Raw genomic sequence first — 14,076 nt, 5'->3', positions numbered from 1 at the left:
GCCCCGCGCCGGCACCGGCCACCGGTCCTCGCGCACAACTCCTGCACAGATCGCCGATCCGGTGGGCTGCCGGAACATCTGCCCACCGTTGCAGGAGTTGTGACTGCCCGGCCCCGGCCGGCTGGCCGCCGCAGGTTGAACCGCCCGGCCCCGCCCGGCCGCCGCAGGTTGAACCGCCCGGCCCCGGCCGGCCGCCGCACCCGCCTCGCGTCGGCGGCCCCGCCCGGGGCAGCCGGGCCGCCCAGCCCGGGCCGGGTCAGCCGCGACGCAGCAGCCCGATGCGGTCGTAGACGTCCGCGAGGGTCTTCTCGGCCACGGATGCCGCCCGCTCGGCGTTGTGTGCGAGCACGCGGTCGAGTTCGGCGGGGTCGTCGAGCAGCTCGAGCGCCCGCGCGCGCACCGGTTCGAACTCCGCCACCACCACCTCGGCGAGGCCCTTCTTGAAGTCCCCGTACCCGCGTCCGGCGTACTCGTCCTCGATCGCGCCGATCTCGCGTCCGGTCAGGGCCGAGTAGATGACGAGCAGGTTCGAGACGCCCGGCTTCTCGTCGCGGTCGAAGCGCACGGCGCCCTCGGAGTCGGTCACCGCGCGCATGATCTTCTTCGCGCTGACCTTCGGGTCGTCGAGCATCCACAGCACGCCGGCGTCGGACTCGGCCGACTTCGACATCTTCGACGTGGGGTTCTGTAGATCGTAGATACGCGCGGTCTCGCGCTGGATCATCGGCTTCGGCATCGCGAACGTCTCACCGAAACGCTGGTTGAAACGCTCGGCGAGGTCGCGCGTGAGCTCGATGTGCTGCTTCTGGTCGTCGCCGACGGGCACGACGTCGGTCTGGTACAGCAGGATGTCGGCTGCCATGAGCACCGGGTAGGTGAAGAGGCCCACGTTCGTGGCATCCGCGCCGTACCGGGCGGACTTGTCCTTGAACTGCGTCATCCGACCGGCCTCGCCGAAGCCCGTGAGCGTCGACAGCACCCACTGCAGTTCGGCGTGCGCCGGCACGTGCGACTGCACGTAGAGGGTCGAGCGCGAGGGCTCGATGCCGGCGGCGATGTACTGGGCGGCGGTGCGGCGGGTCTTCTCGCGCCGTTCGGCGGGATCGCCGGGCTGGGTGAGGGCGTGCAGGTCGACGACCGAGAAGAAGGCGTCGTACTCGTCCTGCAGCTCGCGCCACTGCAGCAGGGCCCCGATGTAGTTGCCGATCTGAAGACTGTCGGCCGAGGGCTGCATTCCGGAGTACAGGCGCTGCTGGGTCACCGTTCGATCCTAGGCGTCCTGGCGCTCAGCGCCGTCCGGGACCCGCGACCCCGCGGGGCCCGGACGTCACGACCGCCCGAGTGTGTAGTCCGCGATCACCGGGGCGTGGTCGCTCCATCGGGCGTCCCAGGATGCCGCGCGGTCGACGCGGTAGTCGGTGACGCGCTCGGCCAGCGCCGGTGTGGCGACGTGATAGTCGATACGCCAGCCGGTGTCGGTGTCGAATGCCTTTCCGCGCATCGACCACCACGTGTAGGGGCCGTCGACGTCGCCGGCGTGACGGCGGCCGATGTCGACCCACCCGAGGCCCGGTCCCGTGGAGCCGTCGACGCCCTCGACCTCGGCGCCGGCCGGACCGAAGAAGCGGTCGAAGTACGCACGTTCGCGGGGGAGGAACCCGGCGTTCTTGCGGTTGCCCTTCCAGTTCTTGATGTCGAGCTCGCGGTGGCCGACGTTGAGGTCGCCCATGACCACCGCCAGCTCCCGTTCGGCGCTCAACTCGGCGAGGCGCCGCTCCATGGCATCCAGGAACAGCCACTTGGCCTCTTGCTTGGGGGTGTCGACCTCGCCGCTGTGCACGTAGGCGCTGACGACGGTCAGCGTCTCGCCGTCGATGTCGAAGTCGGTCTCGATCCATCGGCCCGAGGAGTCCAGCGGCTCGGGGCCGAGGTGCGTGCGCGTCTGCACGCCGGGCAGCCGACTGAGGATCGCGACCCCGGCGCGGCCCTTCTGCAGGGCCTCGTCGTTGACGATCTGCCAGCCGGGCACCGCCTCGGCCAGCTGTTCGGCGGTCGCGCGCACCTCTTGCAGGGCGAGGATGTCGGCGCCCGAGGCGTCGAGCCACTCGGTCATGCCCTTGCGGACGGCGGCGCGGATGCCATTGACGTTGACGGAGACGATGCGTACAGAACGAGCCACCCGACGAGCCTAACCGGGGCCTCCGACACCGCACTTCGCTCGGGCCGCGGCTGCCGACGGCGCGACCTCGCGGCGCCGCGCTCAGTCCAGCAGCAGTGTGGATCGCCGCGGCTCGGGCAGCTCCGACTCCAGGTGCGCGAGGTGTTTCCGGGCCTGACGAAGGCGGCGTCTCGCCGCCCAGCGCCGGGGCCAGTGCGCGAGCGCCGCCCGTTCCTCCGCTTCGCGCACCGCCACCTGGGCCGCGATGACGAGAGCGGTCTGCTCCATCGCGCGGCGGTCCTCGGGCGAGCGCAGCGGCACATCGCGGTCGTCGGCGGCCACCGCGATCCACGCGGCCGCGACGAGGATCACGATCCCCACGAGCCGGAACCACAGCAAGAACCCGACCAGCACCGTGAACGTGGCCAGGAGCGGATTGGACGGGGTGTAGACGAAGAGGAAGCCCGCCGCGACCTGGAGCATGACCAGTCCCGCGGACCCGACCAGGGCTCCGGGCCACGTGCGCCGCCAGGTGAGCGCGGTCCCCGTGAGGAAGCGGAACAGGGAGGCCAGGGCGAGCGTGTTCACGGCGAAAGCGATGAGGAGCGACACCCCTCGCGCCCCGAGCGACCACCCCGCGGTGCCTCGGTCCCAACCGATCATCCCGAACACCAGGTCCACGGCGCCGGTGGTCACCGATCCGAGCAGCGCGCCGACGAGAAGGGCGAGGCCGAACAGGAGCGAGGCGACGAAGTCCCGCGCCTTCAGCAGCACGTAGTTGCGGGTGTCGAAGGGGAGGCCGAAGGTGTCCCGTACGGCCCGGCGGGTGAAGGTGACGAAACCGATCGTTGTCCAGATGACGACGACACCGGCCACACCACCGGTCACACCGAGGAGACGGCCGCTCTCTTGGGCGACGGCCTCGACCTGCTCGGGCTTGACGAGTCCGTTCTTGCTGATGATGCCGGGGATGTAGCCGTTCACGATCCGGATCAGGCCGTCGATCGCGGTCTCGCTGCCGCCCAACCAGATCCCGACGCCCGCGAAGGCGAGGTACAGCGCCGAGAACATCGCGAACAGGCCCTGGTAGCTCATGCCCGCCGCGAGCAGGAATCCGTTGTGCCGCAGGAAGTGCCGCCACACCCGCACCGGGAAGAGCCGGGCGAGCTTGGCGGCGCGGGCGATCGGCTGGTCGAGTCGGTCGCGCACCGCTGCTTGCGCCGCGTCCAGCCGATCCCGCAGGGACGTCTCCTCGCTCGCCGCGCCGGGCAACGGTCGGGGATCGCGGTCGTTCACCCGTCGAGCCTAATGAATGGATGCCGCGGCCCCACGATGACCGCCCGGGCACGACGAACGGCGGGGCGCCGGAGCGCACCCGCCGTTCGAGAGAGGGGAGGGGTCAACGGCCGCCGCGAAGGACCGCCTGCTTGACCTCGGCGATCGCCTTGGTGACCTCGATGCCGCGCGGGCACGCTTCGGTGCAGTTGAAGGTCGTGCGGCAGCGCCACACGCCCTCCTTGTCGTTGAGGATGTCCAGGCGCACGTCGCCCGCGTCGTCGCGCGAGTCGAAGATGAACCGGTGGGCGTTCACGATCGCGGCGGGGCCGAAGTACTGCCCGTCGGTCCAGAACACCGGGCACGACGAGGTGCACGCGGCGCACAGGATGCACTTCGTGGTGTCGTCGAAGACCTCGCGGTCGACGATCGACTGGATGCGCTCCTTGCCCGCCTCCGGCTTGCTGCTGGAGATCAGGAACGGCTGCACCTCGCGGTAGGAGGCGAAGAACGGCTCCATGTCGACGATGAGGTCCTTCTCGAGCGGCAGACCCTTGATGGCCTCGACGTAGATCGGCTGCGAGATGTCGAGATCCTTGATCAGCGTCTTGCAGGCCAGGCGGTTGCGGCCGTTGATGCGCATGGCATCCGAACCGCAGATGCCGTGCGCGCAGGAGCGGCGGAACGACAGCGAGCCGTCGACCTCCCACTTGATCTTGTGCAGCGCGTCCAGCACGCGGTCGGTGGAGTAGAGCTCCACGTCATAGTCGACCCAGCGCGGCTCGTCGTCGACCTCGGGGTCGAACCGACGGATGTTGAACGTGACCAGGAACGACTGGATGCCGGTGTCCTCGGGTGTCTGCTCGATGTCGGCGGGGGCGTCGGTCGTGGTGTCGAGCGCGGTCGCGGCCATCAGTACTTCCTCTCCAGCGGCGGGTAGCGCAGCTCCCCGGCCTCGTTCTTGGTGAAGACCACGGGCTTCCAGCCGAGCTCGATGTGATCGGCGGGGTGCGACGAGTGGGGGTCGCCCGACAGGTACGCCATGGTGTGCTGCATGTAGTTCTCGTCGTCGCGCGTGGGGAAGTCGTCGCGCATGTGACCGCCGCGGCTCTCTTCCCGGTTCTGCGCCGAGTACACCACGACCTCGGCGAGGTCGAGCAGGAAGCCCAGCTCGACCGCCTCGAGCAGGTCGGTGTTGTACCGCTTGCCCTTGTCGTCGACGTGGATGTTCTTGAAGCGCTCGCGCAGGTCGGCGATGACGTCGAGCACGTGGGCGAGGGACTCGTGCGTGCGGAACACCTGCGCGCCCTTGTCCATTTCGTCTTGCAGCGTCTTGCGGAGGACGGCGATGCGCTCGGTCCCGCCGTTGCCGCGCAGGCCCTCGATGAGCTCGCGGACCTCCTTCGCCGGATCCTCGGGAAGCGGGACGAAGTCGGCGGTCTTGACGTACTCGACCGCGTTGCGACCGGCGCGCTTGCCGAACACGTTGATGTCCAGCAGCGAGTTCGTGCCGAGGCGGTTCGACCCGTGCACGGACACGCAGGCGCATTCGCCGGCCGCGTACAGCCCCGGGACGACGGTGTCGTTGTCGGCGAGGACCTCGGCCTTGATGTTGGTGGGGATGCCGCCCATCGCGTAGTGCGCGGTCGGCATGACCGGCACCGGCTCGACGACCGGGTCGACGCCGAGGTACGTGCGGGCGAACTCGGTGATGTCGGGAAGCTTCGTCTCCAGCACCTCGGCGCCCAGGTGCGTGCAGTCCAGCAGCACGTAGTCGCGGTGGGGGCCGGCGCCGCGGCCCTCGGCGACCTCTTGCACCATGCAGCGCGCGACGATGTCGCGCGGCGCGAGGTCCTTGATCGTCGGGGCATAGCGCTCCATGAAGCGCTCGCCGCTGGCGTTGCGCAGGATCGCGCCCTCGCCGCGGGCACCCTCGGTCAGCAGGATGCCGAGACCGGCCAGGCCGGTGGGGTGGAACTGGAAGAACTCCATGTCCTCGAGGGGGAGGCCCTTGCGCCAGACGATGCCCACGCCGTCACCGGTGAGGGTGTGGGCGTTCGAGGTCGTCTTGAAGATCTTGCCGAAGCCGCCCGTGGCGAAGATGACCGCCTTGGACTGGAAGACGTGGAGGTCGCCCGTGGCCAGCTCGTAGGCGACGACGCCGGCGATCTGTGTGAGCCCCGCGTCGTCCTTCACCGTGACGAGGTCGAGCACGTAGAACTCGTTGAAGAAGTTGATGCCGAGCTTGACGCAGTTCTGGAACAGCGTCTGCAGGATCATGTGTCCCGTGCGGTCGGCGGCGTAGCAGGCGCGACGCACCGGGGTCTTGCCGTGATCGGCCGTGTGCCCGCCGAAGCGGCGCTGGTCGATCTTGCCCTCGGGCGTGCGGTTGAACGGCAGGCCCATGTTCTCGAGGTCGATGACGGCGTCGATGGCCTCTTTGGCGAGGATCTCCGCGGCATCCTGGTCGACGAGGTAGTCGCCGCCCTTGATGGTGTCGAAGGTGTGCCACTCCCAGGAGTCCTCTTCGACGTTGGCGAGGGCCGCAGCCATCCCGCCCTGCGCCGCACCGGTGTGCGAGCGGGTCGGGTACAGCTTCGAGATGACCGCGGTCTTCGCGCCCGGGCCGGCCTCGATCGCCGCGCGCATGCCGGCGCCGCCGGCCCCGACGATGACGACGTCGAACTGGTAGTAGTGCACGCCGTCCTTGACGATCGTGTCCGCGCTGTTCTGAGTGCTCACGTGTGCAATGCCTCTGCTGTGTCAGTCGGAAGGAGGATGCCGCGGCTCACGCCTGGCAGATCTCCCACAGGGAGCTGCTCTCGGTGACGCCGAGGCAGGGGTCGAAAGTGAAGACCACGAGCGTGCCGAGGAGGATCAGGAATGCGGCCGAGAGGCCGATCGACCACACCAGGATGCTGCGGACCTTCGCGTTCGTGACGTAGTCGTTGACGATGGTGCGCATGCCGTTGGCGCCGTGGATGAGCGCGAGCCAGAGCATCAGCACGTCCCACCACTGCCAGAACGGCGAGGCGAGCTTGCCCGCGACGAACGCGAAGTCGATCTGGTGGATGCCGTCACCCGTCATCAGGTTGACGAAGAGGTGGCCGAAGATGAGGACGATCAGCAGCACGCCGGAGGCGCGCATGTAGATCCATCCCCACTTCTCGAGGTTCGAGCCCTTCTTGCGCACGGCGGGGGTGCGGGGGGCGGGAATAGTGCTGGCTTCCTGGGCGACGGACATCAGTGGCTCCCCGTGACGGCGCTGAAGACGTTGATGAGGTGGCGCGGCGTGAAGCCGAGCATCGTCACGACCCAGAGTCCCAGGACGCCCCACCACAACTGGCGCTGGTGACGCGTGGCCCAGGGCCAGAAGTCCACCAGGATGATGCGGAGGCCGTTGTAGGCGTGGTAGGCGATGGCGCCCACGAGAGCGACCTCGCCGAGACCCATGATCGGGTTCTTGTACGTGCCGATGACGGCGTCGTACGCCTCGGGGGAGACGCGGATGAGCGCCGTGTCGAGGATGTGCACGAGCAGGAAGAAGAAGATCGCCACACCGGTGATGCGGTGCAGGACCCACGACCACATTCCCTCTCGGCCGCGGTAGAGCGTCCCGCGGGGCACCCGCGAAGTCGTCTCCTTCACCGACGGCGTGGCACGTGTTGGTGCTGACACGGTCGTCCTCCCTGATCGAACACGGTGTGGGAGCCGAAACAGGGCTCCAAGCGTCACACGGGCGCCATTGAATACTACGTCCGGGCTATGAAAGCGGGGGATTAGGCCCGCCTAAGACTCTCTCGACGTCGAGATAGTTTCGGGCGGGTTTCCACCCTCGGTCGGGTGTGAGAACCGGTGGGGGCGGTGCGGGTCCGCCCGGTAGGGTCGGTGCCATGGCCGAACCTGCTATCGACGACTTCTACGCCGTGATCCCCGCCGGTGGGATCGGCAGCCGCCTGTGGCCCCTCTCCCGCGCGGACGCCCCCAAGTTCCTGCACGACCTGACCGGCTCCGGTCAGACGCTGCTGCGCGACACGTGGGACCGCCTGGCCCCCCTCTCGGGATCCGATCGGATCGCCGTGGTCACCGGTCGCGCCCACCGCGCGGCCGTGGAGCGGGAGCTGCCCGGGGTGCCCGACCACAACGTGTTCCTCGAGTCCGAGCCGCGGGACTCCTCCGCCGCCATCGGCCTGGCCGCCGCGATCCTCGTCCGCCGCGAGCCCGACGTCATCATCGGCTCGTTCGCCGCCGACCACGTCATCCGCCAGACCCGGCAGTTCGACTTCGCCGTGCGCCAGGCGGTCGCGGTGGCGCGAGCGGGCTACATCTGCACCATCGGCATCCAGCCCAGCGAGCCCTCGGTCGGCTTCGGCTACATCAAGCAGGCCGATGAGCTCATCGTCGACGGCGCCCCCGAGGCCTATATGGTGGAGCGCTTCGTCGAGAAGCCCGACCTCGAGACAGCCAAGGCGTACTTCACCGACCGCGCGTACCTCTGGAACGCGGGCATGTTCATCACCCGCGCCGACGTGCTGCTGGCCGAGCTGGCCGTGAACGAGCCGGAGCTGCACGCGGGTCTGCTCGAGCTGGCCGACGCGTGGGACGATCGCGATCGCCGCGGCCCCGCGGTCGACCGGATCTGGCCCGGCCTGAAGAAGATCGCCATCGACTACTCCGTCGCGGAGCCCGCCGCCGAGAAGGGTCGCCTGGCGGTCATCCCGGGGCACTTCGACTGGGACGACGTGGGCGACTTCGCGAGCCTGTCCAAGCTCAACTCCTCGGGCGGCCGAAACGAGCTGGCGATCCTCGGCGAGGACGCGCGCGTGCTCTCCGACGCCTCCAGCGGCATCGTGGTGTCGCAGACCAAGCGCGTCATCAGCCTCATCGGGGTGCGGGACATCGTCGTGGTCGACACTCCGGACGCGCTCCTGGTCACCACCAGCGAGAACGCGCAACGGGTCAAGGGCGTCGTCGACGCGCTCAAGCTCACCGGTCGCGGCGACGTGCTCTGATACCGGATGCCGCTGCCCGCGGCATCCAGTCCCGCCGCGATCGACTCGTGTGGCGTGCGCATGACGCGAGATTGCGTCTTTGTAACCATTGGGGCGCACGGGCCTTCGCGGGGCGCAAGCGATTCGTCACAGTGGGTAACGTGACTCCATCGTCCCCCGAACCCGTTGGGGGCCCCCGTCTTGGAGGACCATTCGTGAAGACCACGAAGAAGGCCGTCGTCAGCGGCCTCGCGATGATCGGCGCGGCCGTGCTGCTCGCCGGCTGCGGTGCCGCGCCCGAGAGCAACGGCTCGTCGGCCGCTGCCGGTGCCAGCGACTACCTGCCCTGCATGGTGTCGGACGCCGGCGGCTTCGACGACAAGTCGTTCAACCAGCTCGGCAAGGAGGGCGTCGACGAGGCGGCCTCGCAGCTCGGCTCGAAGACCCCCATCGAGGTCGAGTCGCAGTCCGAGACCGACTACGCCTCCAACCTCCAGAGCCTGGTCGACCAAGGCTGCAACACGATCGTCACGGTCGGCTTCCTCCTCGCCCCCGCGGCGCTCGAGTCGGCCAAGGCGAACACCGATCTGCAGTACGTCTCGATCGACGACACGGTCGACAGCGACTTCGACGGCAAGACCGACGCTCCCAACATCAAGCCGATCATCTTCGACACCGCGCAGGCCGCGTACCTCGCCGGCTACCTCGCCGCGGGCGTCTCGAAGACCGGCGTCGTCGGCACCTTCGGTGGAATGAACATCCCGACCGTCACGATCTTCATGGACGGCTTCGCCCAGGGCGTCGAGAAGTACAACACCGACAACGGCACGTCCGTGCGCGTCGTCGGCTGGGACCGCACCGCCAAGGACGGCTCCTTCACCGGTGGGTTCGAGGCCAACGACACCGCGCGCCAGACCGCGCAGGCCATCATCGACCAGAACGTCGACGTGCTGCTGCCCGTCGGTGGCCCGGTCTACCAGTCGGCCGCCGTCGCCATCCAGGACGCGGGTCGCGAGATCGCGCTCGTCGGCGTCGACGCCGACGTGTTCCAGACCGACCCCTCCGTGGGCGACCTGCTGCTGACCTCGATCCTCAAGGGCATCGACGTGGGCACCAAGGACGCCATCGTGGCCGCCGGTAACGGCGAGTTCGACGCGGCGCCGTTCGTCGGCACGCTCGAGAACGAGGGCGTCGGCCTCGCGCCGTACCACGACTGGTCCGACCGCGTGCCCGCCGAGCTGACCACCAAGGTCGATGCGCTCAAGGCCGACATCATCAGCGGCAAGATCACGGTCGAGTCCTACCTGGCCGGCTGAGAGATCCACTCTCCCTGGGGAGGCCGGCTCCATGCCGGCCTCCCCTCCCTTATGGGGCTGCGCGATCGTCCGGCCCCGGACCGGACCCGCTCACGAGGGGGGTCCTCCCGCCGCACACCCCGCGTGCGGTGCCACAGAACCTAGGATCGGGAACATGAAGCTCGAACTCCGCGGGATCACGAAAACCTTCGGATCCCTGGTGGCGAACGATCACATCGACCTCACCGTCGAGGCCGGAGAGATCCACTGCCTGCTCGGCGAGAACGGTGCCGGCAAGTCCACCCTGATGAACGTCCTCTACGGCCTCTACCAGGCCGACGGGGGAGAGATCCTGCTGGACGACGCCGTCCAGCACTTCGCCGGACCCGGCGACGCGATGCGCGCCGGAATCGGCATGGTGCACCAGCACTTCATGCTCATCCCGGTCTTCACGGTCGCCGAGAACGTCATGCTCGGTCACGAGCCGACGAAGTTCGGCGGCCGTCTCGACCTGGCCGCCGCGCGAGCGAAGGTCACCGAGATCTCGGACCGGTTCGGGTTCGACGTCGACCCCGACGCGCTCGTGGACGACCTGCCCGTCGGCGTGCAGCAGCGCGTCGAGATCATCAAGGCGCTCTCCCGGGATGCCAAGGTGCTCGTGTTCGACGAGCCGACCGCCGTCCTCACTCCCCAGGAGACCGACGAGCTGATGGCCATCATGCGCCAGCTCCGTGATTCCGGGACCTCGATCGTCTTCATCACGCACAAGCTCCGCGAGGTGCGCGAGGTCGCGGACCGAATCACTGTCATCCGTCTCGGCAAAGTGGTCGGTGAGGCGGAGCCCACCGCCTCCAATGCCGAACTCGCGTCGCTCATGGTGGGCCGCGCGGTCGAGCTGACCGTGCACAAAGAGGCTCCGAAGCTCGGCGATGTCGCCCTGTCGGTCTCGAACCTCACCGTCGTCGACCCCGTCGGTCAGCTCGTCGTCAACGACGTCAGTTTCGAAGTGCGCCGGGGCGAGGTCCTCGCGATCGCCGGCGTGCAGGGCAACGGCCAGACCGAGCTCACCGAGGCCCTCGTCGGGCTGCAGGACCGGGCCGAAGGGTCGATCACGCTCGATGGCGTCGAGCTGAACGGCTCGTCGGTGCGCGCCGTGCTCGACGCCGGTGTCGGCTTCGTTCCCGAAGACCGCAAGGAAGACGGGCTGGTGGGGGAGTTCTCCATCGCCGAGAACCTCATGCTCGATCGCGCCGACGGTGCGCCGTTCGTGAAGGGCGGCACGCTCCAACTGTCCACCCTGGCCGACTTCGCGCGCGAAAAGGTCACCGAGTTCGACGTCCGCACGCCGTCGATCGAGACACCGGTCGGTCGTCTCTCGGGCGGCAACCAGCAGAAGGTCGTGCTCGCGCGCGAGCTGAGCCGGGACCTTCGCCTGTTCGTCGCCGCCCAGCCCACGCGCGGCGTCGACGTGGGGTCGATCGAGTTCATCCACAAGCGCGTCATCGAGACCCGCGACGCGGGGGTGCCCGTGATCGTCGTGTCCACCGAGCTCGACGAGGTCACCGCCCTCGCGGACCGCATCATGGTCATGTACCGCGGTCGTGTGGTGGGCATCGTCCCGGGCGACACCTCGCGCGACGTCCTCGGCCTGATGATGGCCGGCGAAGCGCCCCAGAACGAAGGAGTCGCCGCGTGAGCGATCCGCACAGCCCACACGACCCGACGGCGGACCGCGCCGACCGCGCCGCCGAGGTGGCGGCCGCGACCGACGCCGACGTCGCCCTGGAGGGTTCCTCGGCCGTCGACCCTGCCGCAGGTGCCCGCGTCGTCGCTCCCGCGCCCGCCCCGGAGGAGAGCAGGTGGCGTCGCGCGCTGCGCGAGATCGCCACCGGCAACGCCATCATCTCGGTGCTCGCCGTCGTGCTCGCCCTGCTGGTCGGAGCGATCATGATCGCCGCGACCGATGAGCGCGTCCAGGTCACCGCCGGGTACTTCTTCGCTCGCCCCGGCGACATGCTCGCCGCGATCTGGCAGTCGGTCTCGGGTGCGTATGCGTCGTTCTTCCAGGGAGCGATCTACAACTTCCGTCGGCCCGATTTCGCCACGGGGATCCGTCCGCTCACCGAGACGCTCACTTTCGCGACCCCGCTGATCGCGGCAGGTCTCGGCGTGGCCCTGGCCTTCCGCGTCGGCATGTTCAACATCGGTGGTCGCGGCCAGATGCTGGTCGCCGCGGCCGCCGGCGGGTACGTCGCGTTCGCCTTCGACCTGCCGTGGGGCCTGCACGCCCTCGTCGCTCTCGTCGCCGGTGTCGTGGCGGGTGCGCTGTGGGCCGGCATCGCCGGTGTCCTCAAGGCCCGCACCGGGGCGCACGAGGTGATCGTGACGATCATGCTGAACTACGTCGCGTTCTACCTCGTCTACTACATGCTGCGCACCCCCGGTCTGCTGCAGGCCCCGGGCTCGAGCAACCCCACCACGCCCGCGATGAAGGAGACGGCGGTCTTCCCCGACCTCCTCGGCTCGGGCTACAACCTGCACTTCGGGTTCCTTCTCTCGCTCGCCGCCGTCGTGCTGGTGTGGTGGATCCTGGAGCGCTCCTCGCTCGGCTTCCGGTTCCGCGCCGTCGGGCTCAATCCGAACGCGGCCCGTGTCGCGGGCATCAACGTCAAGTCGATGTACGTCTACGCGATGCTCATCTCCGGCGCCCTCGTCGGCCTCGCGGGCGTCGACCAGGTGCTGGGCACGGTCACCACCGGATTCTCCAGCGGCATCGACGCGGGCATCGGGTTCGACGCCATCACGGTGGCGCTGCTGGGCCGCTCCACTCCGGTCGGCGTGCTGGTGGCCGGCATCCTGTTCGGTGCGTTCAAGGCCGGTGGCTTCGCCATGCAGGCCGCCAACGGCGTCCCGATCGACATCGTCCTGGTCGTGCAGTCGCTCATCGTGCTGTTCATCGCGGCACCGCCGCTGGTGCGCGCGATCTTCCGCCTGCCGGCCCCCGGGGCGCGCCAGCCCAAGGTGCGCGCGGCCAAGAAGAAGGAGGCGGCCCGATGAGCACCACCACCGCACACCCCGAGGTCGGATCCGCGCCCGCGCTGGACACCGCTGTCGTGGTCAGCTGGAAGGCCCCGATCGTCTACGGCGTCATCACGGTGCTCGCCGCCGTCCTGTTCGTCGTCGCCCGCCAGGACGGCGATGCCGTCTTCCGCATCTCGAGCCCCGGTGAGTTCATCCAGCTGCCCGAGGTCGTCCTCGGCGGCGTCGTCACCGGCATCGTCTGCACCGTGCTGCTGGCCCTCGTCACGCTCACGAGCGTCCTGATGGTCCGCGCTCACCGTCGCCCGCCGATCTGGCTGGCCGTCATCTTCGCCCTGGTCTTCATGGTCGGGTTCCTGACGTGGGCCGCCGCGGGCGCCACCACGTCGGTCATCCCGCTCACGGGCCTGCTCGCGGGCGGATTGAGCCTGTCGGTGCCGCTCATCTTCGGTGCCATGGCCGGTGTGCTGAGCGAACGTGTCGGCGTGGTCAACATCGCGATCGAGGGCCAGCTGCTGGCCGGTGCGTTCACCTCTGCGATCGTGGCCACGGCGACGGGCAACCCGTTCATCGGCCTCCTCGCTGCGGGTGTCTCGGGTGTCCTCGTCTCGTTCGTGCTCGCGGCGTTCGCGATCAAGTACTTCGTCGACCAGGTCATCGTCGGTGTCGTGTTGAACGTGCTGGTCGTGGGGTTGACGAGCTTCCTCTTCTCGCAGCTGTTGGCACCCAACGCCGCCACCCTCAACTCCCCGCCGCGCTTCCCGCGTCTGCCGATCCCCGTCCTCTCGGACATCCCGATCATCGGCCCGATGCTGTTCAACCAGACGATCATCGTGTACATCATGTACGTCACGGTCGCGGTCGTGTACGTCGGCTTGTTCCACACCCGGTGGGGCCTCCGCCTGCGCGCCGTCGGCGAGCACCCTCAGGCGGCGGACACCGTGGGCATCAACATCGCCCGCACCCGGTTCTGGAACGTCTCGCTGGGCGGTGCGATCGCGGGTCTGGGTGGCGCGTTCTTCACCCTCGGCTCCGTCGGTGCCTTCAACAAAGAGATGACGGCCGGCGCGGGGTACATCGCCCTCGCGGCGGTCATCTTCGGCCAGTGGGACCCGATCCGTGCGACGCTCGCCGCGCTGCTGTTCGGGTTCGCGTCCAACCTGCAGAACACCCTCGGCGTCATCGGGTCTCCCGTGCCGAGCGAGTTCATGCTGATGCTGCCGTACGTCGTGACGATCTTCGCCGTCGCGGGACTGGTCGGAAAGGTCCGCGGGCCCGCGGCCGCCGGCAAACCGTACGTCAAGGGCTGACCCGGCCC

At 69.0% G+C, this 14,076-nt stretch carries 12 protein-coding genes; 5 read left to right on the top strand and 7 right to left on the bottom strand.

What is annotated here, in order from left to right:
- Positions 1 to 256: 256 nt before the first annotated feature.
- From trpS to sdhC, 7 genes are all read right to left on the bottom strand, one after another.
- On the bottom strand, positions 257 to 1,261 hold the full coding sequence (gene trpS, locus FE256_RS09925) for a tryptophan--tRNA ligase (protein WP_138175186.1): 1,005 nt from the start codon (positions 1,259 to 1,261) through the stop codon (positions 257 to 259).
- Between the two features lie 66 nt (positions 1,262 to 1,327).
- A complete protein-coding gene (locus tag FE256_RS09920) occupies positions 1,328 to 2,179 on the bottom strand; it encodes an exodeoxyribonuclease III (protein WP_138175184.1) in 852 nt (283 codons plus the stop codon).
- A gap of 81 nt (positions 2,180 to 2,260) precedes the next feature.
- Positions 2,261 to 3,454: a YihY/virulence factor BrkB family protein gene (locus FE256_RS09915; protein ID WP_171024286.1), complete on the bottom strand. Its 1,194-nt coding sequence runs from the start codon at positions 3,452 to 3,454 to the stop codon at positions 2,261 to 2,263.
- Between the two features lie 103 nt (positions 3,455 to 3,557).
- Positions 3,558 to 4,346 (bottom strand): succinate dehydrogenase iron-sulfur subunit, encoded by a 789-nt coding sequence (locus tag FE256_RS09910; RefSeq protein WP_230008929.1) that lies wholly within the window; start codon positions 4,344 to 4,346, stop codon positions 3,558 to 3,560.
- Entirely contained in the window at positions 4,346 to 6,175 is a 1,830-nt protein-coding gene (gene sdhA, locus FE256_RS09905; protein WP_138175182.1) for a succinate dehydrogenase flavoprotein subunit, read from the bottom strand. The genes FE256_RS09910 and sdhA overlap by 1 nt, the downstream gene beginning before the upstream one ends.
- A gap of 46 nt (positions 6,176 to 6,221) precedes the next feature.
- Positions 6,222 to 6,677, bottom strand: coding sequence for a succinate dehydrogenase hydrophobic membrane anchor subunit (locus tag FE256_RS09900; protein WP_138175180.1), 456 nt, complete (start codon positions 6,675 to 6,677; stop codon positions 6,222 to 6,224).
- Positions 6,677 to 7,111: a succinate dehydrogenase, cytochrome b556 subunit gene (sdhC, locus tag FE256_RS09895; protein ID WP_138175178.1), complete on the bottom strand. Its 435-nt coding sequence runs from the start codon at positions 7,109 to 7,111 to the stop codon at positions 6,677 to 6,679. The genes FE256_RS09900 and sdhC overlap by 1 nt, the downstream gene beginning before the upstream one ends.
- Positions 7,112 to 7,326: 215 nt before the next feature.
- Between sdhC and FE256_RS09890 the strand changes: the two genes are divergently transcribed.
- From FE256_RS09890 to FE256_RS09870, 5 genes are all read left to right on the top strand, one after another.
- Entirely contained in the window at positions 7,327 to 8,445 is a 1,119-nt protein-coding gene (locus FE256_RS09890) for a mannose-1-phosphate guanylyltransferase (RefSeq protein ID WP_138175176.1), read from the top strand.
- A gap of 194 nt (positions 8,446 to 8,639) precedes the next feature.
- On the top strand, positions 8,640 to 9,740 hold the full coding sequence (locus FE256_RS09885; RefSeq protein ID WP_252370971.1) for a BMP family lipoprotein: 1,101 nt from the start codon (positions 8,640 to 8,642) through the stop codon (positions 9,738 to 9,740).
- A 154-nt stretch (positions 9,741 to 9,894) separates the two neighbouring features.
- Positions 9,895 to 11,415, top strand: coding sequence for an ABC transporter ATP-binding protein (locus FE256_RS09880; RefSeq protein WP_138175174.1), 1,521 nt, complete (start codon positions 9,895 to 9,897; stop codon positions 11,413 to 11,415).
- Positions 11,412 to 12,776 (top strand): ABC transporter permease, encoded by a 1,365-nt coding sequence (locus FE256_RS09875; protein ID WP_171024285.1) that lies wholly within the window; start codon positions 11,412 to 11,414, stop codon positions 12,774 to 12,776. The genes FE256_RS09880 and FE256_RS09875 overlap by 4 nt, the downstream gene beginning before the upstream one ends.
- Entirely contained in the window at positions 12,773 to 14,068 is a 1,296-nt protein-coding gene (locus FE256_RS09870; RefSeq protein WP_138175172.1) for an ABC transporter permease, read from the top strand. Before FE256_RS09875 ends, FE256_RS09870 begins: the two co-directional genes overlap by 4 nt.
- Positions 14,069 to 14,076: the final 8 nt, after the last annotated feature.

Origin of the sequence: Microbacterium sp. 5K110 (assembly GCF_005774735.1) — a bacterium.
GTDB lineage: Bacteria > Actinomycetota > Actinomycetes > Actinomycetales > Microbacteriaceae > Microbacterium.
The sequence above is the reverse complement of the archived record's forward strand: the minus strand, read 5'-3'. Positions and strand labels throughout refer to the sequence as shown.

What these genes read in the sequence shown, in the direction of transcription:
- FE256_RS09900 (WP_138175180.1), bottom strand. Translation starts at nt 6,677, where the DNA reads ATGTCCGTCGCCCAGGAAGCCAGCACTATTCCCGCCCCCCGCACCCCC.
- FE256_RS09910 (WP_230008929.1), bottom strand. Translation starts at nt 4,346, where the DNA reads ATGGCCGCGACCGCGCTCGACACCACGACCGACGCCCCCGCCGACATC.
- FE256_RS09890 (WP_138175176.1), top strand. Translation starts at nt 7,327, where the DNA reads ATGGCCGAACCTGCTATCGACGACTTCTACGCCGTGATCCCCGCCGGT.
- FE256_RS09870 (WP_138175172.1), top strand. Translation starts at nt 12,773, where the DNA reads ATGAGCACCACCACCGCACACCCCGAGGTCGGATCCGCGCCCGCGCTG.
- FE256_RS09880 (WP_138175174.1), top strand. Translation starts at nt 9,895, where the DNA reads ATGAAGCTCGAACTCCGCGGGATCACGAAAACCTTCGGATCCCTGGTG.